This window comes from Streptomyces sp. NPDC051664 (genome assembly GCF_044453545.1).
GTDB lineage: Bacteria > Actinomycetota > Actinomycetes > Streptomycetales > Streptomycetaceae > Streptomyces.
The window spans coordinates 225,385-246,657 of sequence record NZ_JBITCU010000008.1; the positions used below are offsets into that span (position 1 = coordinate 225,385).

Annotated in this window: 19 protein-coding genes and 2 tRNA genes; 5 read left to right on the plus strand and 16 right to left on the minus strand. The window is 71.1% G+C overall.

Translation table 11 applies throughout. The features are described from left to right. Nucleotides 1-93: 93 nt before the first annotated feature. The 7 genes from ACIA8E_RS18025 to ACIA8E_RS18055 all read right to left on the minus strand — a co-directional run bounded on the left by ACIA8E_RS18025 (nt 94) and on the right by ACIA8E_RS18055 (nt 5,654). Nucleotides 94-167: transfer RNA gene (locus tag ACIA8E_RS18025), tRNA-Lys, on the minus strand. Between the two features lie 185 nt (nt 168-352). Further along, nucleotides 353-1,111 (minus strand): IclR family transcriptional regulator, encoded by a 759-nt coding sequence (locus ACIA8E_RS18030; RefSeq protein WP_399299020.1) that lies wholly within the window; start codon nt 1,109-1,111, stop codon nt 353-355. Between the two features lie 185 nt (nt 1,112-1,296). Then, nucleotides 1,297-2,148, minus strand: a complete 852-nt coding sequence (ehuA, locus tag ACIA8E_RS18035) for an ectoine/hydroxyectoine ABC transporter ATP-binding protein EhuA (protein ID WP_399299021.1) — start codon at nt 2,146-2,148, stop codon at nt 1,297-1,299. Beyond that, nucleotides 2,138-2,779: an ectoine/hydroxyectoine ABC transporter permease subunit EhuD gene (ehuD, locus tag ACIA8E_RS18040; protein ID WP_399299024.1), complete on the minus strand. Its 642-nt coding sequence runs from the start codon at nt 2,777-2,779 to the stop codon at nt 2,138-2,140. Before ehuD ends, ehuA begins: the two co-directional genes overlap by 11 nt. Then, nucleotides 2,776-3,516 carry an ectoine/hydroxyectoine ABC transporter permease subunit EhuC gene (gene ehuC, locus ACIA8E_RS18045; RefSeq protein ID WP_399299026.1) on the minus strand — a complete coding sequence of 247 codons (741 nt, stop codon included), beginning with the start codon at nt 3,514-3,516 and terminating at the stop codon, nt 2,776-2,778. Before ehuC ends, ehuD begins: the two co-directional genes overlap by 4 nt. Before the next feature lie 19 nt (nt 3,517-3,535). Next, nucleotides 3,536-4,438 (minus strand): ectoine/hydroxyectoine ABC transporter substrate-binding protein EhuB, encoded by a 903-nt coding sequence (ehuB, locus tag ACIA8E_RS18050; RefSeq protein ID WP_399299028.1) that lies wholly within the window; start codon nt 4,436-4,438, stop codon nt 3,536-3,538. Nucleotides 4,439-4,694: 256 nt separating this feature from the next. After that, nucleotides 4,695-5,654 carry a D-2-hydroxyacid dehydrogenase gene (locus ACIA8E_RS18055; RefSeq protein ID WP_399299030.1) on the minus strand — a complete coding sequence of 320 codons (960 nt, stop codon included), beginning with the start codon at nt 5,652-5,654 and terminating at the stop codon, nt 4,695-4,697. 163 nt (nt 5,655-5,817) lie between these two features. On the opposite strand from ACIA8E_RS18055, the gene ACIA8E_RS18060 reads away from it, so the two are divergent. Together ACIA8E_RS18060 and ACIA8E_RS18065 are read left to right on the plus strand one after the other, a co-directional pair. Beyond that, entirely contained in the window at nt 5,818-6,558 is a 741-nt protein-coding gene (locus ACIA8E_RS18060; RefSeq protein ID WP_399299032.1) for a decarboxylase, read from the plus strand. Nucleotides 6,559-6,652: 94 nt separating this feature from the next. Further along, entirely contained in the window at nt 6,653-7,726 is a 1,074-nt protein-coding gene (locus ACIA8E_RS18065) for an LLM class flavin-dependent oxidoreductase (protein WP_399299034.1), read from the plus strand. Between the two features lie 207 nt (nt 7,727-7,933). Here the strand turns inward: ACIA8E_RS18065 and ACIA8E_RS18070 are convergent, their stop codons facing one another. After that, the gene (locus ACIA8E_RS18070) at nt 7,934-9,880 is read right to left on the minus strand and encodes a putative bifunctional diguanylate cyclase/phosphodiesterase (RefSeq protein WP_399299036.1); all 1,947 of its coding nucleotides are present in this window, start codon (nt 9,878-9,880) and stop codon (nt 7,934-7,936) included. Nucleotides 9,881-10,313: 433 nt separating this feature from the next. Here ACIA8E_RS18070 and ACIA8E_RS18075 point away from each other — a divergent pair, with 433 nt between their 5' ends. Then, a complete protein-coding gene (locus ACIA8E_RS18075) occupies nt 10,314-11,528 on the plus strand; it encodes a M6 family metalloprotease domain-containing protein (RefSeq protein ID WP_399299038.1) in 1,215 nt (404 codons plus the stop codon). A 62-nt stretch (nt 11,529-11,590) separates the two neighbouring features. Here ACIA8E_RS18075 and ACIA8E_RS18080 read toward each other — a convergent pair. The 7 genes from ACIA8E_RS18080 to ACIA8E_RS18110 form a co-directional block, all read right to left on the minus strand. Continuing rightward, nucleotides 11,591-11,664: transfer RNA gene (locus tag ACIA8E_RS18080), tRNA-Lys, on the minus strand. Next, nucleotides 11,655-12,395 carry a bifunctional DNA primase/polymerase gene (locus ACIA8E_RS18085; RefSeq protein WP_399299040.1) on the minus strand — a complete coding sequence of 247 codons (741 nt, stop codon included), beginning with the start codon at nt 12,393-12,395 and terminating at the stop codon, nt 11,655-11,657. The genes ACIA8E_RS18080 and ACIA8E_RS18085 overlap by 10 nt, the downstream gene beginning before the upstream one ends. 149 nt (nt 12,396-12,544) lie before the next feature. Beyond that, a complete protein-coding gene (locus ACIA8E_RS18090) occupies nt 12,545-12,886 on the minus strand; it encodes a hypothetical protein (protein ID WP_399299042.1) in 342 nt (113 codons plus the stop codon). Nucleotides 12,887-13,130: 244 nt separating this feature from the next. After that, the gene (locus ACIA8E_RS18095) at nt 13,131-14,465 is read right to left on the minus strand and encodes an AAA domain-containing protein (RefSeq protein ID WP_399299044.1); all 1,335 of its coding nucleotides are present in this window, start codon (nt 14,463-14,465) and stop codon (nt 13,131-13,133) included. After that, nucleotides 14,462-16,069: a hypothetical protein gene (locus ACIA8E_RS18100; RefSeq protein WP_399299046.1), complete on the minus strand. Its 1,608-nt coding sequence runs from the start codon at nt 16,067-16,069 to the stop codon at nt 14,462-14,464. Before ACIA8E_RS18100 ends, ACIA8E_RS18095 begins: the two co-directional genes overlap by 4 nt. Then, nucleotides 16,060-17,241, minus strand: coding sequence for a hypothetical protein (locus ACIA8E_RS18105; RefSeq protein WP_399299048.1), 1,182 nt, complete (start codon nt 17,239-17,241; stop codon nt 16,060-16,062). Before ACIA8E_RS18105 ends, ACIA8E_RS18100 begins: the two co-directional genes overlap by 10 nt. Next, complete coding sequence (locus tag ACIA8E_RS18110) at nt 17,159-18,070, minus strand: phosphatase PAP2 family protein (protein ID WP_399299050.1); 912 nt, start codon at nt 18,068-18,070, stop codon at nt 17,159-17,161. The genes ACIA8E_RS18105 and ACIA8E_RS18110 overlap by 83 nt, the downstream gene beginning before the upstream one ends. A 249-nt stretch (nt 18,071-18,319) precedes the next feature. Here ACIA8E_RS18110 and ACIA8E_RS18115 point away from each other — a divergent pair, with 249 nt between their 5' ends. Then, entirely contained in the window at nt 18,320-18,916 is a 597-nt protein-coding gene (locus tag ACIA8E_RS18115; protein ID WP_399299052.1) for a histidine phosphatase family protein, read from the plus strand. A 189-nt stretch (nt 18,917-19,105) separates the two neighbouring features. On the opposite strand, the gene ACIA8E_RS18120 is transcribed toward ACIA8E_RS18115, so the two are convergent. After that, nucleotides 19,106-20,476 carry a tetratricopeptide repeat protein gene (locus ACIA8E_RS18120; protein ID WP_399299054.1) on the minus strand — a complete coding sequence of 457 codons (1,371 nt, stop codon included), beginning with the start codon at nt 20,474-20,476 and terminating at the stop codon, nt 19,106-19,108. A gap of 243 nt (nt 20,477-20,719) precedes the next feature. Between ACIA8E_RS18120 and ACIA8E_RS18125 the strand changes: the two genes are divergently transcribed. Then, a complete protein-coding gene (locus tag ACIA8E_RS18125) occupies nt 20,720-21,208 on the plus strand; it encodes a hypothetical protein (protein ID WP_399299178.1) in 489 nt (162 codons plus the stop codon). The last annotated feature ends 65 nt before the right edge of the window (nt 21,209-21,273 follow it).

The following is a 21,273-nucleotide window of genomic DNA, read 5'->3' on the forward strand; positions in this document are numbered from 1 at the left end:
TTTTTCTAACTTTTTTTTTCTCGCGTCCCCCCCCACCCCCCCCGGGCGGCGCCCCCCCCCCCCCCCCCCCCCCCCCCCCCACTGCGTTGTCTGTGCGCCGCCAGGGACTCGAACCCCGGACCCGCTGATTAAGAGTCAGCTGCTCTAACCAACTGAGCTAGCGGCGCCTGCTGACTCGAAAATAATACCTGGTCCCGAGAGGTGCTGATGACACGTGCCCGCGACGGGCCCGCGCGGACGCCGACGCTCCACGTGGGCTCCTTCCTCCGCCTTGCAGCTGCACGCACCACGGTGACATCAGCCGCTCCGCGGCGGGCCGCTCCCTGATCCAGCCTGATCCAAACGAAAGACCCTAGAGGGCCAGTGACAGCAGGACCGGCGCGGCCCGCCGGTTCAATGTGTCCGCCGCCGAGCGCAGCCGGTGCGCATCCTCGACCGGCAGGGAGAGTGCCAGGCAGCCGGCCGAGGAGCCCGCCGTCAGCGGGACGGCTGCGCAGACCGTCCCCACCGCGTACTCCTGGAGGTCGAGCACCGGGACCGTCGCCGGCTGGCTGTCCAGCTTGGAGAAGAGGACCTTCTCGCTGGTGATGGTCCGCGAGGTGAGCCGGGCGATCTTGTGGCGCGAGATGTGGTCGCGGCGGCCGTTCTGGTCGAGCTGGGTCAGCAGGCACTTGCCGATCGCGCTGGCGTGCGCGGCGGACCGGAAGTCGACCCACTCGTTGACCGCGGGGGTGCGCGGACCGTCGGCGTACTGGGTGACCCGGATCTCGCCGTCGACGTACCGGCTGATGTACACCGCGGCGCCGACCGAGTCGCGCAGCTGGTCCAGGGTCTGCTGGAGCTTCGTCTCCAGGGCCTGCCTGCGGCTGGCGCCGGAGCCGAGCAGCAGGAGCGAGGCGCCGATCACATAGGCGCCGTCGGTGATCTGCTCGACATAGCCCTCGCGGCGCAGCATCAGTAGCAGCGGGGCGAGATGCCCGGCCGGCAGCCCCGTCTCGCGGGAGATCTGGGCGTCCAGAACGCCGTTGCCGTGCTTGGAGACCGTTTCGAGAACGCGAAGGGCGTACTGCACCGAGTGGAACGGTGCGGTCGGTTCGGGCTTCAACGCCACGGTTTCCCCCTACCAGGTTGTGACCGCAAGACCAGGTTGTAACCGCAAGCTTCCGCACCACGATAGCCGCCAAATGGCGTTTGAGGGGGGCCTGTTGACGACTTGACGAGGCGCCCCGGCGCTGTCAGCTGGGGCGCACCCGTCTGGCATATGCCAACGTCATTAGCGACCGATGGAGGGCGAGGTCACAGCACTGCGTCGAGGAATTCGCGCGTACGTTCATGCGTGGGATCGGTGAAGATTTTTTCCGGCGAACCTGCCTCCACCACCCGCCCTGCGTCGAACATCAGGACCTTCTCCGAGACGTCACGGGCGAAATTCATCTCGTGGGTCACGCAGAGCATCGTGATGTCGGTGTTCCGCGCGATGTCGCCCAGCAGGTCCAGCACGCCCGCCACCAGCTCCGGGTCGAGCGCGGACGTCACCTCGTCCAGAAGCAGGATCTCCGGTTGCATCGCCAGCGCGCGGGCGATCGCCACCCGTTGCTGCTGGCCACCGGAGAGCTGGGAAGGGTGTGCGTCGACCTTTTCCGAGAGCCCCACCAGATCGAGCAGCTCACGGGCGTGGGTCTCCGCCTCGTCACGGTCCATGCCCAGCACGCTGACCGGTGCCTCGGTGATGTTCTGCAGCACCTTCATATGGGGAAAGAGGTTGAACTGCTGGAAGACCATGCCGATCTTCCTCCGGGCTTCGCGCAGATGCTTCTCGGTCGCCGGCCTCAGCGAGCCGTCGGGAGCCCTGACGTGGGACAGCGGGTCACCGTCCACCCAGATCACTCCGTCGCTGACCTTCTCGAGCGTCATCAGCAGCCGCAGGATGGTGGTCTTGCCCGAGCCGCTGGGTCCGATGAGTGTGACGTGTTCGCCGCGCTGTACCGAGAAGTCCAGCCCGTCGAGGACGACATGGTCGCCGTACCGCTTCACGACGTTGTCGAAGCGGACCAGCGGATGGCCGGTCTGCGACGTGGCAGGGACCGGGGCGATGTCCACGGGAGCCGCGGCAGCCGCCTTCTGCAGGGGGAGAGGTTCAGTGGCCAAGGCGCTTCTCCAGCTTTCTCATCAGCAGCGAGGTGGGGTAGCTCGCGACCAGGAAGACCAGTCCGGCGAGCGTGAACGCCTCGGTGTAGGCGAAGTGATCGGCGCCGTACTTACGGGCCTCGAAGACCATTTCCTGCACCGTGATCACGGCGAGGAACGGGGTCTCCTTGAACATCGAGATCGCGTAGTTGCCGAGGGCGGGCAGCACATTGCGCACCGCCTGCGGCAGGATCACGGCCTGCCAGGTCCGCCGTGGGGCGAGCGAGAGCGCCCGGCAGGCCTCCCACTGGCCCTTCGGTACACCGTCGATCCCGGCGCGGTACACCTCGGAGGTGTACGCGGCGTAGTGGACGCCCAGCACCACGATGCCGATCGTCAGCGGCTCCACCGCGGTGAACAGGGCGGCCGCGCCGACCAGTTGGACGAGCAGCGGGGTGGACCGGATGAATTCCATCACGACCCGTACCGGCACGGTCAGGAACCTGCTCGGGGCCCGTCCGGCGACCGCGATGGCGAGTCCGAGGACCGCGGCGACGAGCGTGCCGAGCACGGTCGCGAGCAGCGTGACCCGGAAACCCTCGAGCACCAGGGGAAGTGCGTCCCCGGCGGCGTTCCAGTCGAAGCCGTTCACCGGGCACCTCCGGTCGCGGAGGCGACGGCCTCCGTTGCGCTGCGGCTGCGCAGCAGCGAGCCCGCACCGGTCTGCAGACCCAGCCGCCGCTTGGCGCTCCGCTCCAGCAGGTTCATCAGCAGAGTCAGCGCGTAGGCCAGGACGAAGTAGGCGACCAGCAGGGTCATGTACGCGGTGAGCGTCTCACCGGTTCGGTCGCGCAGCTGCTGGATCACGGTCATCAGGTCGGCCGCGGAGATCAGCCACAGCAGCGGAGTGCACTTCAGCAGTTGGATCAGCAGATTGGTGAAGGGCGGGATCATCTGCACCCAGGCCTGCGGAATGATCACCTTCCGCATCCGGTACAGCGGCGTCATGTTCAGCGCGACGGCCGCCTCGTACTGGGCGCGGGGTACGGAGCTGATCGCGCCGCGCACCACCTCGGAGCCGTACGCGCCGTAATTGAGGCCGAAGGCGACGACGCCGCAGAGCAGCGGCGTCAGTTCGTACCCCGTCAGCGGCGGCATTGCGTAGTAGAGCCAGAACAGCTGGATGTACAGCGAGGTGCCGCGGAAGAACTCCACGACCACGCGTGACACGCCGCGCGTCACCATCAGCCGGCTGACCGACATCAGACCGAGGACGAAGGACAGGAGCAGGGCGAGCAGCGCCCCCAGGACGGTCGCCTGGAGGGTCACCCACAGCCCCGAGCGCAGCTGCGGCAGATCGTCGACGAAGGCGGAGAAGAAATCACTCATGCGGTGGGGTCCGTCCCTGTCAGCCCTTGCACAGATCGGCCGTCTTCAGGGTTGTCGGTGGCAGCTCGGTGGCTCCGAAGCCGTACTCCTGGAGCAGGCTGACATAGCGCGACCTGTCCGAGACGATCTTCTTCAGCTCGCGGTTGAAGGCGTCCCGCAGATCCTCGTTGCCCTTGCGGAAGACGGCGCCGCCGGGGCTGTACTGCCGCTTGCCGTCGAGCTCCGGCAGAAAGGCCTCGGTGACCTCGGTGCCGGGGTTGGTCCTCGCCAGCCAGCGCAGTGAGATTCCGGTGAGCAGGAACGCGTCGATCCGGCCGCCCTTGACCGCGTCGGCGCCGTCCTGCGGCTTCTGCAGCGACTTGATCCTGTCCTTGGAGATGCCGGCCCCCTCGGCGTACGAACCCTCGACAGCACCCGACATCACACCGACGACGACCCCGGCGGCCTTCGCCGATGCCAGGTCGGTGACCTTCTTCGGGTTGCCCTTCTTCACCATCAGCGCGGTGGGCGAGATGAACTCGGGCTCGGAGAAGATGGCGTTGGCGCAGCGCTCGGGCGTGATCGCCATGCCGGCGCTGACCACGTCGTACTTGCCCGCCTGCAGCCCGGGGATCAGGCCGTCCCACTCGGAGAGGGTGGGCTTCAGTTCGTCGACGCCGAGCGCTTTGAATATCTCCCGATGCAGGGTGGGCGCCTCGCCCTTGAGCTGCTTGCCCTCCATGTAGCCGTACGGGGCCTCATTGGCGTACGCGACCCGGACGAACCCCTGCTTGCGGAGTGCCTCGAGCGCCCCCGCGCCGTCCGCGGAACCGGCGTCGGTCTTGCTGCAGGCGGAGAGCAGACCGGGCACGACGAGCAGACCACCTACGGCCGCCGATCGGTTGAGGAAGCCCCGACGGGACAGGTTCGGGAAGTCAGCCATGGTTCGCAGTCTCCTGGAGGGGTCGAACAGTCCGGACAGGTTCAGCGCCTGCCCGATCCCGTGCGCCTATGCAGGAAAAGGCCGCATGTAATCGAACGGTGACTGGGACGTGACCCTTCCGTGTCTCCATGTGGGCGGAGCGCGACGGCCGGTGCGCAGCGCGTATTCCCCGGTCTGGAACCGTCCATGACCCACCGTCATGTGGCGATGTCCGTCATGGGTGGCTGAAGTGGTCATGGTGCCCGACCGGTTGGGGTCACTCGCTCCGGTCCGGGACGGGGACGTATCCGAGCTGTTTGTCGACCACGTTCGGCAAGGGGTTCCCGGCCGCCCAGAGTTCGTACATCTCCACGAACTGCTCGGCCAGCCGATCCCGCCAGCCGACCGTGTCGCCGCTCATGTGCGGGGACACGATCAGCCCCGGTACGTCCCACAGTGCGCTCCCCGGATCCAGCGGTTCGTGCGCGAACACATCGAGCGCCGCGCCCGCGATCCACCGTCTGCGCAGCGCGTCGGCCAGGTCCTCCTCGACGACCATCGGCCCGCGCCCGACATTGACGAAGCGGGCCGACGGCTGCATCAGCCCGAAGAACCGCGCGTCGAACATCCCGCGTGTGCGCTCCGTCAGCGGCGCCGCGCAGATCACCCAGTCGGCGAGCGCCGCCAGCCGGTCCAGATCCTCGGCGCCATGGATACTGCGGCGCGCGGTACGCCCGACGAGTGCCACCTGGACCCCCAGCGCCATCAGCAGCCGGGTGATCTCCCGGCCGATCGGCCCGGCCCCGACCACCACCGCGCGGGCGCCCGCGACCTGCTGCGATTCACGGTGACGCCACTGCCGCTGCCGCTGCAGCTCCAGTGTGCCGGGGATGTCCTTGGCGAACGCCAGCACCAGGCCCAGGACATACTCGGCGATCGGCCGCTCGAAGACACCCCGCGCATTGGTCAGTACGGTGTCGGACGCGGTCAGCTCCGGGCAGAGCAGCCGGTCCACGCCCGCGCTCGCCGTATGCACCCAGCGGGGCCGCGGCCCGTCGCCCGGCCAGGCGGCGCGTACCGCGTCGGAGGCGAAGTCCCACACCAGCAGAGCATCGGCGTGCGGCAGTTGCCCGGCGAGGCCGGCCTCGTCCGTGTACCGGATCCGGACCTGTCCGGTCAGCCGGCCGAGACGCGGCGAAGGGTCGGTGTCCAGGACGAGCAGGGTGGGCTCTGGCATGAGAGACGGTGACTCCGCTGTGTCTGAGATGTGCGGATTGACCACGCTCGCACCCCGGACCGGCTCCGTCAACGGGAATGTGGGCAGTGGCTGCCGAGGGGAATACTGGGCAGGGAGAGGCAGTAGCGGAAGTACACCGGTCCAGCAGTGCAGGAGGGTGGACATGACGACCGTCGGATTCCTCTACCCGGGCCACTTCGCGGAGGACGAGTTCCCACGGATGGAGGTCATCCTCGACACCACCATCAGACTGGTCGTGAACCACACCGAACCCGGCGAGGACGACCGGCGCCCCGACACCCTGCGAAAGCTGGGAGAGCCCGAACGCCTCGCCGCCGGTATCGAGGAGCTGCGGCGCGCCGGCGCCGAGTCGGTGGTCCTGGCCAGCACCGGCGGGAGCTTCGTGTACGGCTGGGAGGGGGCCCATGGGCAGACCACCGCCCTGGCCCGGGCGGCGGGACTGCCCGCCTCCAGCGCGTCGCTGGGCTTCGTCCAGGCGGTACGGGCGCTGGGCGCCGCCCGCGTCGCGGTCGCCGCGACCTACCCCGAAGAGATCGCCCGGCTCTTCAGCGAGTTCCTGGCCGCCGCGGGCATCGACGTGGTCGCCACGCACAGCGGCGGCGTCACGACCGCCGCCGAGGCCGCCGCGTGGGGTCCGGACCGGCTGAAGGAACTCGCCGTCGCCGCGGACCGCCCGGACGTGGACGCCGTACTGCTGCCGGACGCAGCCCTGCACACCACAGCGCACATCTGTGACCTGGAAGAACTCCTTGCGAAGCCGGTTCTCACCGCGAATCAGGTGGCGGTGTTCGAGGCGTTGCGACTGGCCCGCCGCCGTACCTGGGCGCCGCAGCTGGGCACGCTCTTCGCCACCCGGGAAGCGCCGCCGGCCCCGGTGGGGTAGTGACCGGCCCCGGGGAATAAACGGAGACAGCCTCCTGTTGGCTGTCGAGGACGTAAGCGTCCTGACGTCAGCGCATCACCGGAGAGGCCTTCACGTGGACAAGAACCGAGGCGACGACATTCGCGGCCGGGCCGAGGGAACGGCCCCTGTGCCGCTCTCGGTGCTCGACCTGGTGAGTGTGGGCCAGGGCCGCACCGCGACCCAGGCGCTCCGCACCAGCGTGGACATCGCGCAACTCGCCGAACGCCGCGGCTTCCACCGGCTCTGGGTCGCCGAACACCACTCCATGCCCGGCGTCGCCTCGTCGTCCCCGGCCGTGATCCTCGCCCATCTCGCCGCCCACACCGAGCGGCTCCGGCTCGGCTCCGGCGGGGTGATGCTGCCCAACCACGCCCCGCTCGTCATCGCCGAACAGTTCGGCACCCTGGAGGCCATGGCTCCCGGCCGCATCGACCTGGGCCTCGGCCGTGCGCCCGGCACGGACGGCGCGACCGCCGCCGCCCTGCGCCGCACCGACCGGCTGAACGAGGGCGCCGACGATTTCCCGCAGCAGCTCGCCGAGCTGACCCGGTTCCTGGACGACGACTTCCCCGACGGTCACCCGTACGCCCGCATCCATGCGGTCCCGGGCCCGGTGCAGGGCCCCACCGGCCGCCCGCCGATCTGGCTGCTCGGCTCCTCCGGCTTCAGCGCGAGGCTGGCCGGCGTCCTCGGCCTGCCGTTCGCCTTCGCCCACCACTTCTCGGCGCAGAACACGATTCCGGCGCTCGACCTGTACCGGGAGTCGTTCAAGCCTTCCGCGGTGCTCGACGCCCCGTACGCCCTGATCGGCGTCTCGGCGCTGGCCGCCGACGAGGAGCGCGAGGCCCGGCGTCAGGTGCTGACCGGTGCGCTGTCCATGGTCCGCCTGCGCACCGGCCGGCCCGGTCTCATTCCGACCCCCGAGGAGGCGGAGGCTTACGCCTTCACCCCCATGGAGCGCGAGTTCGTCGACAGCTGGCTCGGCAATGTCATCCACGGAACGGCGGACGAGGTCCGCTCCGGGCTGGACGACCTGGCCAAGCGGACCGGTGCGGATGAGTTGATGATCACCGCCAATGCGCATGGGGGTGGGGCGCGGGTGCGGAGTTATGAGCTGATCGCGGATGCGTATGGGTTGCGCGGCTGAGGGGTGTGCGGGTTCGTCCGCCTGACCGTTCTGTCCTCAAGCGCCGGACGGGCTGACAGATGCCCTCAATCGCCGGGCGGGCTGGCAGGTGCCCTCAATCGCCGGGCGGGCTTGATGTTGCCGGGCGGGCTTGGTTTTGGCGGGCGGGTTTGATGTTGGCGGGCGGGCTCGGGTGTGACGGGCGGGCTTGGGGGTGTCGCAGGGTGCTCAGGGTTGCAGGGATCTGGCGCCGATCAGTTCCGCGATGCGTTCCGGGGCCACCGCTCGTGAGTAGAGCCAGCCCTGGCCGGTGTCGCAGCCGATCCGGCGCAGTCGCTCCGCCTGGCCTGCGGTTTCCACGCACTCCGCGGTGACCGTCAGGCCCAGCCGGTGCGCCAGTTGCACCATCGCCTCGACGATCGTCTCGTCGGCGGGGCTGGGGTGCGCGCCGTCCTCGTAACGGAAGCCGCGTACGAACGAGCCGTCCAGCTTCAGAACGGACACCGGCAGCCGGCTCAGATAGGCGAGGTTCGAGTAGCCGGTCCCGAAGTCGTCGATGGCGATCCGGACGCCCATGTCGCTGAGCGCCTGGAGCGCCTCCAGCGGGCGGCCCGCCGAGCCCATCACCGCGGACTCGGTCAGTTCGAGCTGCAGCAGTCCGGGTGCCAGGCCGGTCTCGGCGAGGATCTCCGCGACATCCGTCACCAGGTCCGAGTCCCAGACCTGCCGTACGGCGACATTGACGCTGATGAACAGCGGGGGCTCGGTCGGATGGTCCAGCTGCCACCGCCGGGCCTGGCGGCACGCCGACTGCAGCACCCACCGGCCGAGCTGGACGATCGAACCGTCCTCCTCGGCGATCGCGACGAACCGATTCGGCGAGAGCATGCCGAACTGCGGGTGGTTCCAGCGGACCAGGGCCTCCACCCCGCGTACGACCCCGTCGGCCATCCCGACCAGCGGCTGGTACTCGATGGTGAACTCGCCGCGTTCGACAGCGGGCCGCAGCGTGGACGAGAGCGCCTGCCGCGTCATCCGGTGAGCGTTGCGCTCGGGGTCGAAGAGTGTCCAGCGGGCTTTTCCGTCCGCCTTCGCCCAGTACAGCGTGGTGTCGGCGGCCTGCATCAGACCGGTCGCCGAGGTGCCGGCCACGGGCCGCTCCACCACGCCGATCGACGCCGATACGGCCAGCCGCTGCCCGGCCAGGTCGAACGGCTTCTGCAGAGCGGTGAGCACCGCGCGGGCGAGATCGGTGAGCTGCTGCGCACCGGCGGACTCCTCGACGAGGATCGCGAACTCGTCGCCGCCGAGGCGCGCCACGAGTGAGGCGCCGGTGCGGTGCTGGTTCTCCTGTTCGGCGCAGTCGGTGAGTCTGGTGGCGACGGCGGCGAGCAGCCGGTCGCCGACCCGGTGGCCCATCGTGTCGTTGACGGCCTTGAACCCGTCCAGGTCGAGGTAGCAGAGCCCGATCCGGCCGTGCCGCCGGGGCCCGTCCTGGTCCGGCGGGGTCTCCAGGGCGGCCGAGAGGCGTTCGAAGAACAGCGTCCGGTTGGGCAGCCGGGTCACCGGATCGTGCATCTGGAGGTGGCGTAGCCGCTTCTGCAGCTCGCGCCGGTCGCTGATGTCGGCGACGGAGAGCAGTACCGGACACGAACCGGCGGAGGAACCGGGTGACGTCTGCGGCATCGGTGCGACGGTGATCTCGGCCCACAGCGAGCGCCCGTCGCGGTGCTTGAGCCTGCGCGTGCAGCGGAACCGGGAGCGCCGGCCGCGCAACACCTCGCGGTACGCATGCCAGGTGCGGCCGTCCGACGAGACGTCGAGCAGATCGGACGCGGACTGCGCGGTCAGAGCCGCGGGGGCGGCGCCGAGCAGCGCGCCGAGGGCGTCGTTGGCGGTGAGGATCAGGCCTTCGTGGTCGACGACGGCCATCGGAAGGGTGGCGGCCCGGAAGGCGGCCCGGTAGTCGGTGCCGCGGCCGACCGGCTCGGGCTCGCCGCTGCCGTCAGCCGTTCCGTCTGCGAGGGCGTCTCCGGCCCTGTCCGCGATCCCGTCCGCGGCCCCGTTTCCGGCCCGTGCCGACGCGGGATCTGCATGACGCTCCGTGACCGGCGGCCGCGCGGTAGGGGGCGCTGCGCCTGCCGGGGGCCTCGGCCCTTCGGAGGTTTCGCTCACCGCTCGCTCCCGCCGTGCAGTTCTGTCCTGAACAGATGTGGTCGGACTGGGCCCGCCGCGTGGTGTGCCGCTGTCGGGGCGGAAACCACGCAGGAAAGCGTGGGAAAGCATAGAGGTTGTCGTCCGGCCCGTTCCAGCTCCGCTCCCGTTCCGGGCCCGCGGCTCGCCCCGCATGGACCATTCGCGCGCCGATCCGGTTTGCCCAGGACTGATTGTTTCTGTGCGGCTCTGTTCTCTCCAGTCGATCTTGAGTCTGTCTTGCGCGGTTGCGGTGATCGATTATGACTGTCCGTGAAAAAGCATCGGGTGGCGGTCTGTTTACCCGAGTGGGGCAGCACAACAGGGCGTACACCACCAAACCGGCACAGGGTGGGTGCGAGTCCCGCATCCCGCACCGGAGGTCGATGTGCCGCATAAGCGCAGACTCGCGGGAGTGGAGAGGCCGAGTCCGCGTGGCGTGCTGGCAGGGCTGATCGCGCTCCTGGCGCTCGCCGCCATCTCTCTTGTCGCCGGTCCGGCCGTGGCCGCCACCGGAGCGGCCGGCCCGTGCGCCCTGCCCCGGACCGAGGTGCACCACTCGCTGGGAGTGGGTGACTGGAACGACGCCTACCCGCGCCCCGACCACGCGCTCGACGCGGTCATGATCTTCCTCTCCTTCACGGACGCCCGCCCCATCACCACCCCCGCCGAGCTGGCCGCCGACTACTTCCCCGCCACCACCCAGTTCTTCCAGCGCGCCTCGTACGGGAAGTTCACCCTGCGCCCGCACCCGCAGCGGCATTGGATCCAGATGCCCCGGAGCTCCACCTCGTACGGGATAAAGCGTGACTGGGACGACGGCCGGCGCAGCGAGTATCTGCGTGACGCGATTGCCGCAGCCGACGGCCAGGTCGACTTCTCGAAGTACGACATCGTCTATCTGGTCGCCGACCCGGACGCCCCTGGCGTCGACTCCGATGCCACCAAGGTCGTCAACTTCGACCGGCCGCTGCACGCCGACGGCACGGACATCAGACGTGTCGTCACTGTTTTCGAACAGCACCCGCCGGACCGGAACGTGCTGGCCCACGAGACCGGGCACGTCTTCGACCTGCCGGACCTCTACCACCGGCCGACGGACGGCAAGGGCGACTGGGACACGTACGTCGGCGACTGGGACGTGATGGGCAGCCAGTTCGGCCTCGCGCCGGATCTGTTCGGCTGGCAGAAGTGGAAGCTGGGCTGGCTGGACCGCGGGCAGGTGGTGTGCATCCAGCGCAAGCAGGACGTCACCCTGGAGTCGATGGCCGCCGCCCCGGCACGTGGCGCGTCCCTCGGGACGCGGCTCGCGGTGATCAGGACCGGGGAAGGCGGCGTGGTGGCGATGGAGGCCCGCAGCGCCACCGGCAACGACCGGTCGACCTGCAGCGAAGGGGTGCTGATCTACCGGGTCCGCAACGGGACGGCGTCCGGCGGCGGACCCATCCAGGTCATCGACACCCACCCCCACACCGACGCCTGCTGGGACCTGTCGGTCTACCCGCCGCTCGCGGACGCCCCGCTGCGGGTCGGGGAGACGTACACCATTCCCGGTGAGCACACCAGGGTCGAGGTCGCGGACCGGACGCCGTCGGGGGCGTGGACGGTCAGGATCGCCACCGGCACGTGAGCAACCGGTCCGGCGGTGAAACGAAGAAGCCCCCCGCTTGCGCGAGGGGCTTCTTCCGTCTGTGCGCCGCCAGGGACTCGAACCCCGGACCCGCTGATTAAGAGTCAGCTGCTCTAACCAACTGAGCTAGCGGCGCCTGCTGACGTCGTAGACCTTAGCATCCTGATCGGCGGGAGGAAAAATCGAATTCCTGGCCGCTGACGTGGGTGCCGAGCGGGTCACGCGTACACAGGCCCAGAGAAGTACGTCGGGGCCCGGCAGCCACGGGTGACGGGTGTCGGGGGCGACCACCCACCGGGGCCCGGGGGAGGTGGAACCGCAGGCCAGGGGCGGGACGGTCACCGCGTCGCCGGTGCCGTGACAGAGCAGCGGCGGGAACCTGTTCGCCTGGTCGTCCGGCCCTCCGGACGCCTGCGGGTCGTGTTCCGTCACCGGCTCGGGGCGGCTGCCCCACTCCTCCCAGTCGAGCAGCGACGGCAGCCGCTGGGCGGTCCCCGGAGCGGCGAACAGCAGCATCCGCCCGCGGTGTGAAGCGACCGGCCCCGAGCCGGGCCCGTCGGTCCACAGGTGCTCCAGCATGCGCCGCCCGAAGAGCGCGGGCACATTGACCACGTCGAACGCAGAGCCGCACGGCAGCACACCGGGGGAGCCGGGGTGGGTCTGCCACTGGGCGAGCGTGGAGCGCGGATAGGCCGTGGCGCCGGCGAGCCAGGCGGCGCCCGCCGCGGTGACCTGCGCGGTCTGATGCCCGGCTTGATTCCCGGGCTGGGTTCCGGTCTGGTCCCGCAGGGCGGCGAAGATGTCGACGCTGCGGTGGGACCCGGTGCCGGGGTACAGGGTCGATTGGTCTGGCAGCCATGCACTCATGTGCACTGGTCTACCGGGAGTGACGGTCCGGATTCCAAGAGTTGCCGGAAACCGGGACAGGGTGGTGGGGGGAGGAGTATCTTGCCCGCGGGCATATGCCAGCGGCTGTAACCGGAGTCAGCTCCGGGCAAGGGCCGGACGCTCCGGCGTCACGGTCTGGCGCCGCCCAGCAGGCTCCGGCCGAATTCGACCATCTTCTTCGCGTAGTCCTCCGTCCACTCCGCGCGCTCCGCGATGTCCGCCGTGGTCAGCCGGTCGAACCGGCGCGGGTCGGCCAGCTGGGCAGCGGCGAGCGCCTGGAACTCGACCGCGCGGTCGGTCGCGGCGCGGAATGCCAGGGTCAGCTCGGTGGCGCGGTCCAGCAGCTCCTGCGGGTCGTCCAGCGACTCCAGGTCGAAGAAGTGCTCGGGATCGGCGACCGCCGCCGACGGCTCGAAGAGCAGGGGCGCGGGGCGCAGCCGCTGCCGCTCGTTCCGCTCGGGTTGTGCCATGTGGTGTTCCTCCTTCGGTGGGCCCGACGGCCACCCTCTATTGTCCAACCCGCCGCAAGTGCGCTTCGGGGCGGTGCGCGGGGCCAGTGCGCGGGGGTGCGCACCAACACACCTCCGGGCCGCGACGCGCGCCCCACGGTGGCCCATCGCCCACGGCCCTACGACGTTACGGATGCCATCGCACCGGTGGCGTGACGGATGCCACAGAACCGGCGGCGCTACGGCGCCCACCGCGTCGGCGACGTCACGGCGCCCACCGCACCCGGTGTTCCGCGAGATGCGCCAGGACCGCGTGGTTCGCCTCCCAGCCGTCGGGGAATTTCACCGTGACACCCAGTTGGACCGGTTCCGTCGACGGATGTTCGTCCAGCAGGTCGGTGACGCCCTCGCGGCAGACCACGATGCAGGCATGGCGGTGCCGCGAGGCCAGGACGCACAGCCGGCCCGTCTCCAGGTGGAACGCCGTGGCGTCCGGGCGGCCGGACAGTGGGTGCAGGACCACCGTCACATCGAATTCGCGGCCCTGGAGCCGGTTCGCCGTGTCCACCGCCACACCCGTCACACCGAGCTCCGCGAGCGCCGCCCGTACCGCCGCGGCCTGGTCCCGGTGGGCGGTGCCGACCGCGACCCGGTCCGCCGTCACCGCAGCGGGCTCGGGGGAGCGCTCGCTCGTCGCCACGCCGCCCCGGTCCAGCAGACGGCGTACCACCAGGGCCACCGCCCGTACCGCCTCCGGATCCGTGCGCGGGGTGTGCCGGGCCGGAAGTTCGAGCAGACCCCAGCCGGACTCCGCGGCCTCGTCCAGCACCCGGTCCGGGGCGGAGCCGTCCGACGCGACACCGAACGACAGCCGCCGGTCGCCGTGGTCCGTGCCGCTGCGGAACGGGGTGTACGGGTAGAACGCGTCCGAGACCAGCGGCGCCGCCGACGCGGGCAGCCGCCATGACACCGGCAGCCGGTGCTGCGGCAACTCCGGGTTGTGGGCCAGCAGGGTGGAGACCGCGCTCGCCGACGGGTCGTACGACAACCCCGCCCACTGGTCCGCGCCGACGATCGAGAACGGGTCCAGCTGGCCGGGATCGCCGACGAACAGCGCCCGTTCGAAGAGCCCGGCGACGGCCAGCAGCGCGTCCGAGCGCATCTGGTACGCCTCGTCGACGATCGCGTGCCCCCACGGCTCGACGTTCTTCACATGCGCCCACTTGGCGGCCGTCGAGATGACGACGTCAAGTCCGGCGAGGTCCGCCGCCTTTGCCGATTTCCGTACGTTGGCCAGGCCGTCCAGCACCTTGTCGTAGGGGTCCGAGTCATTGCTGTGCAGCCGTCCGACCGGCAGCCCCGGGTCCTTCTCGGCCAGCCGCACCACCAGGTCGTCGACCTGGGCGTTGGTCTGCGCGACCACCATCAACGGGCGCCCGGCAGCCGCCAGTTCGAGCGCGGCGCGCACCACGAGTGTCGACTTGCCCGCGCCCGGCGGGGAGTCCACCACGATGCCGCGTGCCGTGCCGTGCAGCGTGTCGTCCAGGATCGCGGTGGTTGCCCGTCCCGCCGCCGCGCCCGGGTCGAATACGGCTGTCACAGAAGGTCCTCCGCGGTCACGGGGTCAGGGTTCTCGGCGGCGGCGCCCGGCGGACCGCCATGCGTCCAGGGGGTGTCCTCCGGGTCCGGCAGCTTCGGGCCGCCGCGCTGGTCGTGCTCGAACAGCGTCCACGCGATCCGTTCGCCGGGCTCCGGCAGCGAACCCGGGGCCGGCTCCTTGCTCCGGCCCATCCGGTCGGTGATCCGCAGCACGAGCAGGGCCTCATCCGGTCCGGCGGAGTCCTCGGAGGCGTACGCCACGAACTCGGCGGTCTGCGGCCTGCCGTCCAGCGAGCGGTACACCTTCGTCCGCTCACCGAGATGCGGGCGCTCGTCCGTCCGGACCGTGACCAGCGGGCGCGGCGACGGCCGCTTCGACTCGCTGTACGCCATCACCACCTCCGTCACCTCCCCGACGAACGCCTCGCCGGCCAGCCGCCGCCCGGCCAGCACCAGCGGATCATCCAGCGCCTCCTGGGCCTCCAGCTGCGCCTGCGCCGTCTCCCGGGACGCGAGCTTCTGGGCTGCCGTCACCGCGTCGTCCCGGCGCGGCTGCGGCGGCTCCCCGGACCTCACCCGGTCCCGGTGGGCGGTGAACGACCAGCGGTCCCGGGTCCAGCGGTCCTCGGACCTGGCCCCGGGCGGCAGCTGCGCCATCAGGTCCAGCCCCCGCCACACCGCGTCCCAGGTCGGCCGCAGCACCCCGGCGAGCAGCGATCCGATCTCCCGTTCGGCCGCCGTCAGTTCGGCGAGCCGGGCGTCGGCCGCGAGCCCGTCCTCGGCCGCCGCGAGTGCCGTGCGCGCCCGGTCGTACTTCTCGATCGCCGGTGCGAGCAGCCGGTTGTCGAACGCCGGGTCCGTGGCCGGACCGGCCGGCGGGCACACCAGCCGGCCGTCGCGGTTCCGCTCCAGCTCGGCCCGGAGCGCGGCCTCGGCACCGGACTCGCCCGCCGGAGGGTCGATCCAGGCGAGCAGGGCACCCAGATGCTGGTCCTCCAGCGTGGACTGTCCGGTCGCCCAGTGCCGGTTCAACAGATCGGTTGCGGCGAGGAGCAGCGAGGAGCCCGGCACCCGGGCCCGCTCCCCGTAGTGCGTCAGCCAGCGGCCGAGCAGCGGGACACGGGCCGGGGCAGGGTACGGGGTGTCCGGATCGTCCTCGGCGGTGCGCCGGAACCGCATGGAACGGCCCAGCAGCCGTACGAAGTCGATACCCGCCCGGCTCGGCACGATCAACTGCGGTGCGTCCGTGCACAGCTCGACCTCGACCTTGACCTTCTTGCCGGTCTCGGGATCGGTCTCGTTGCGCTCGGCCGGCTCGACCACGTCCGCGTACGACTCGATGTGCGGCAGGACCGCCTCGGCCAGGTCGGCGAGAAAGGCGAACCGCAGGTCACGGTCGCGCGGCTGGGCCACAGTCAGCAGCCGCGGCGCGTCCCGGTCGGTTCCGACGAGCGCGCCGAGCGGGGCGCCCGCCTCACCGGCGGTGGTCAGCGGTACGAGGACGAGCGGCCGGCCGGTGAGATGGCGGTGCAGAACGGTGGCCATCGGCTGCGCCCGCCCGCTCTCCACGGCCTCGAGCCGGGCCAGGGTGCTGATCAGCGACATACCGTTCCGCCCTCCGGAGCCGCCGGGCCGGTCGCTCTTTCCAGCGCCTCCGCGCGCAGGGCCGCCGCGCGACGCAGGGCGGCGACCGCCGGATCCGCCGGGTCGCCCTCCTTGCCCGCAGCCGCGGCCAGTACCTCGGTGACCGTCGTCAGACCTCCGAGCTCGCCCCGGACGCTCCGGCCCAGCGCCTGTACCGCGCCGGCCGAGCGTGCCTTGGCCCGGCAGTGGAAGGCCAGTTCGCAGGCGGCCAGGCACTCCGGTGCGTACGCCGCCGTGACCGATTCGACCGCGGCCGTCAGCTCCTGCGGCGAACACTCCGGGTCGAAGGTGGTGCCCTCGGGCAGGGCGGCCGCGATCTCCTCGATCCGGGTCAGCCGGGTCAGCTGACGGCGGGTGACCGCGCGCTGCTTGCGCACGTCCACCACCGACGCCGTCGGCAGGTTGGAGAAGTCCTTCGGGCAGACCAGCAGCACCCGGTGGCCGACCTCCGCACCCTGCGTGACCGCCGCGATCCGCTCCAGCGCCAGGACGTACACGGCGGACTGCCGGGCCGCCGCGCCGACCTTCGCCGCATCCGCGGAACTGTCGATCACGGGGAACGACTTGATCTCCACAACCGTCCACCGGCCGTCGGGGTGCACGACCACCGCGTCCGGCTCCAGATAGGCGGGCGAGCCCGCCACCTCCAGGGCCAGCATCGGATGGTCGAGCAGCGCCCAGCCGCCCGCCCCCGTCGCCTCCCGCAGCGCCAGCGCGGTACGGGCCGCGCGTCCCTCCGGACCGGCCGCCGTCAGATCCGGTACCAGGACCTCGCGCGGCGCCTCGCCCCCGCCGCCGAGCCGCTCGTACAGCAGCCGCATCAGCTCCGTACCGCCGTCGGCCTTGACCTTCGCCTCGAAGGCGTTGCCCCGCATGAACGCGAACTGCGACTGGCCGAACGCGGCGGGCGAGCCGAGCGCCGTCGCCAGCGCGGCCTTGTCCACCCCGGCACCGTCCAGCAGGGCGCGCCGCTTGCAGCCGGGGTTCGCGGCGAGGGCGGCCAGCGCGCGGGCATCGAGCGGATGCGGGGCGACGGCCGGACCGCGCAGCTCAGCGAGCCGCTGCCGGAGCGCCGTCGTCTGCGCCATCGGTGGAGTCTGCGGAGGAGGTCCGCTGGCCGGGGATTCGCTCACCCGCGGAAGTCTTGCATCCGGCGCTGACAATCGGGGACTCCGTGGCCGGATCGGCCGGTGCGAACCGGGCCTGTACCGCGGCCTTCACCCGGTCGGCGAGCCGCATGACCGGCCCGGTCAGCAGTGCTCCGACGGTCATCACGGCAGCGCCCGCGACCGCGTCGAGGAAGTAGTGGTTGGCCGTGCCCATCACGACGATCGTGGTGACCAGCGGGTACATGACGCCCGCGGCGCGCACCAGCGGGTGCCGGGCGTGACGCCAGAGCAGGACCCCGCACCACAGCGCCCAGCCGACGTGCAGACTCGGCATCGCGGCGTACTGGTTGGTCATCCAGCCCATCCCGCGCGGCGCGCTCGCCTCGGTGCCCCACCAGCCGTACGAGCTGTACTGGGCCATCGTGTCGACGAAGCCGTGCGTGGCGTGCAGCAGCCGCGGCGGGCAGGTCGGCAGCAGCGCGAAGCCGACCAGGCCGAGCAGTGTGGAGGTCATCAACCAGGTGCGGGCGGTGCGGTACACGGCGGCGCGGCGCCGGTAGATCCAGATCAGGACGGCCGGGGTGACCAGGTAGTGCAGTGAGGCGTACGCGAAGTCGGCGGGTATGCCGATGGACGGGTGGGCGGTCATCAGCCGGTTGAGCGGGTGCTCGGCGTTGAGGAAGAGGGTCTTCTCCAGATGCAGTATCCGCAGCCCGTGGTCCACAGCGGTCGACACATCGCTGCGGACCAGCAGCCGGCCCACCGAGTAGACCGCGTACACGACCGCGATCAACGGCAGCTCGGCCCACCAGCGGGGCCGGTGGCTCGGCGCGGGCGCGGTGGCAAGCGACATTCGGAAGCTCTCCATCATGTGTTCATGCGACCGAGGGCGGCCGTTCAACCGTACGGCGCAGATCGGCCGCGTTTTCCCCGGGGTACCCCTGCGGATGCCCCGGTTCGTACGGAGATCTCTCCGCGGGGAGGGTGACGCCTGTTCGGCCCCGGAGGTTGCCTGCCGGACACGTGAGCGATGATGGAAAAGGCGGATGACCCGTCCCTGTTGTCGTTTTCTCCGAACAACCAAGATTCAGGGAGAGCCGTCATGGCACCGCGTATCCTGCTCGCCCGGCACGGCCAGACGGAATGGTCCGTCAAGGGCAATCACACCGGCAGGACCGACATTCCTCTGCTCGACGCGGGCCGCGTGGGCGCCAAGCTCCTGGGTGAGCGGCTGCACCGCGGACCGTGGGCGGACCTGCCGGGCCTGGAGGTCCGCACCAGCCCGCTCGTCCGCGCCAGGGAGACCTGCGACATAGCGGGCTTCGCTGACCGGGCACAGCCGTGGGACGCGCTCATGGAGTGGGACTACGGGGCGTACGAGGGCATGACACCGGCCGAGATCCAGGCGATCCGGCCGGGCTGGTTCATCTGGCGCGACGGGGTACCGGACGGCGAGACCCTGTCCGAGCTGTCCGCCCGTGCGGACGAGATCGTCGACTGGGCGCGCTCGGCCGAACGTGACGTGCTGGTCTTCGCGCACGGTCACATCCTGCGGGCGCTGGGCGCGCGCTGGCTCGGCGAGGACGTGTCGTTCGCCTCCCGCATCCGCCTGGACCCGACGTCGCTTTCGGTGCTCGGATGGGCATACGGGGCACCGGCCCTCGAACGCTGGAACGACACGGGCCACCTGGACCGGTGAGGTCCTGCCCCCACCCGGCAGCGTGGTGCCCTCGATCGCCGGAGGGGCTCGAACTGGCCCGCGGGTGAGGGGAACGGTCGCCCGATCCCGTCCCGCGCGGCCCGATTCGGCCCGTCCGGCGATCGAGGACGGAACCGGTGCAGCGGACCGGATGCGCGTCGCGTGGGGGCACCCGGACGGAACCCCGCCCTACACCTCCGCCCCTGCATCCCTGTACCGCTCCAGGAACTCCGTCACCTCCGGGGACCCCCGCTGCGCCCGCAGCACCTGCACCGCCGCCGCCAGCATCGCCCGGATGCGGGAGGACTGGACCTGGGTCAGCAGGTCCAGCACCTGCTGTCCCGCCGTGGCCGCCTCCGCCGCGGCCCCGGCCCGGGCCAGGTCCGTCGTCAGTTCGGCGCGGTACAGCGCCAGGTTCCGGGTGAAGTGCGGATCCTGGAGCTGCGTGGCCCGCCGCGCATGGCGGGCCGCCCGCGGCCAGTCGCCCAGCGCCGACCAGCACTGCGCCTCCAGCATCTCCAGCTCCGCGTCCCGGAAGAACGTCATCCACTCCGGGTCGGCATCGGACGCCCCACGGCCGAACGCCGTGTGCGCCCGCCCCAGCGCCCGTTCGCAACCGCTCCGGTCGCCGAGTCCGGCCCGGCCCCCTGCCTCCCGCAGCGCGAGCAGCGCCAGCAGTCGCGGTGAACCCAGTGGTCCCGCCGCCCGCTGCCCGGCCTCCGCCGCGCGTACCGCCTCACGGGGCCGCCCCGTGTCTCTCGCCAGGAACGACGCATTGCAGAACGCATGCGCCTCCAGCGCCGGGTCCCCGGCCACCCGAGCCGTGGCCAGCGCCTCCGCGTAGTGCGAGCGGGCGTCGTCGAAGCGTCCCGAGTCATGCGCCAGCCACCCCACCGAGATGGCCAGTTCACCGGCCCCGGCGTGCAGCCGGTCGGAGGTGGACCGGCGGGTGATGGTCCCCTGGTCCAGCAGCGCGTAAGCGGCCCGCAGCGGTTGGGCGGCCCGCCGGTAGAGGCCGCCACCGCCGTGCCGGTCGTCCAGCAGCCGGATCTGCCGTACCGCCTTCTCGACGGCCGTCACCTCGGCCTCGCCGACCCGCCGTTGGACGGGCAGGGCAGCGGCGGCGATGGTCGTGGTGCCGAGGCCGAGGCCCAGGGATGCGGCCGCCATCGCGGTGGTGCCGCTCGTCATGAATACGCGACGCAGCACGTCGCTCTCCTCGTCGGTGTCGCTCTGGAGCGTGGGGGGTGGTGGGGTATCAGGACCGTCGGGGGCGTTGCCGGTGGTTCTCGCCGCCCGGCCGCGTACGGACTCGCGTGCCGAGAAGCCCAGATCCGCCAGGGTCGCCCCGGGGAACATGTGCAGGAAGACTCGTTCGTACGCGTAGTTGGGACAGCGGATCTCGCCGGACTCCACGCGTCCGATGTACCGGGCGTCGCACGCGACCTGCTCGCCGATCTCGCGGGCGGACCTGCGTACCGCGGCAGCGAACTCCCCGGCGGAGCGCGGTCCGCGCAGCCGCCGGAAGGCGAGGTTGGGAACTGCCCCTGTCGACACCATGGCTGGGCCCTCTCTGGTGCAAGCCGGGCGTCTGATTCCGGTGTCCGGCGGGGCAAGAACGTACCTGGTGTAACGGCTCGCACACACAGCGTTTGCCTACAAAACGGATATCTCACCCACGATCCGCCATGAACTGCCACCCTTTGCGGCGGTGCCGCACCGTAGCCCTTGACGTAGTCGACGCGTTGGTCCATGCGGAGACGGAGTCTTGCTCCGCCCGGCGATGAGAGGAGAGGTCCCTTGTTGCATCTCGGCACGGAGGCCGGCTCGCGGACGACTTCGGCGTCCCGAACGGCGACGACCAGTACTGCCACCACCCGTGCGGCGAAGGACGATCCCGGAACGACGGAGTGCGATCCCCCCGACACGGCCATCGGCGGCGGCAGCCCCTGTGATGTGGTGACCGTTCCGGCCCGCCAGGGGCTGGAGGCCGTGGACATCCTGCGCCGCGGCGCCGATCAGGAGGCTGTCGGCCCGGTCCTGCACGACGGCACCTGCGACACCCTCGGCTTCCTGGTGCCGCCGGGCACCGCCGAGGCCTGGGACGTACCGGGCAGTGCCTGTACGAAGACGAACGGCCGCGGGGTGCGCATCCCCGCCGAGCCGCCGGTCTCCGGCAGCGGCTGGCTGCTGCCGGACGCCGCCGACGCCCGGGTCACCGACCCGGCCGCGCTGCGCGCCGCACTCGACCAGGCGGCCCGGCTGATCGAGGCGGCCGACAACTGCCGCTGAGCCCATAATGGCCAGGTGGGCGGGTTTCCCCGCCGCTGCCGGTCCTGCACCGGCCCGGGCGATGA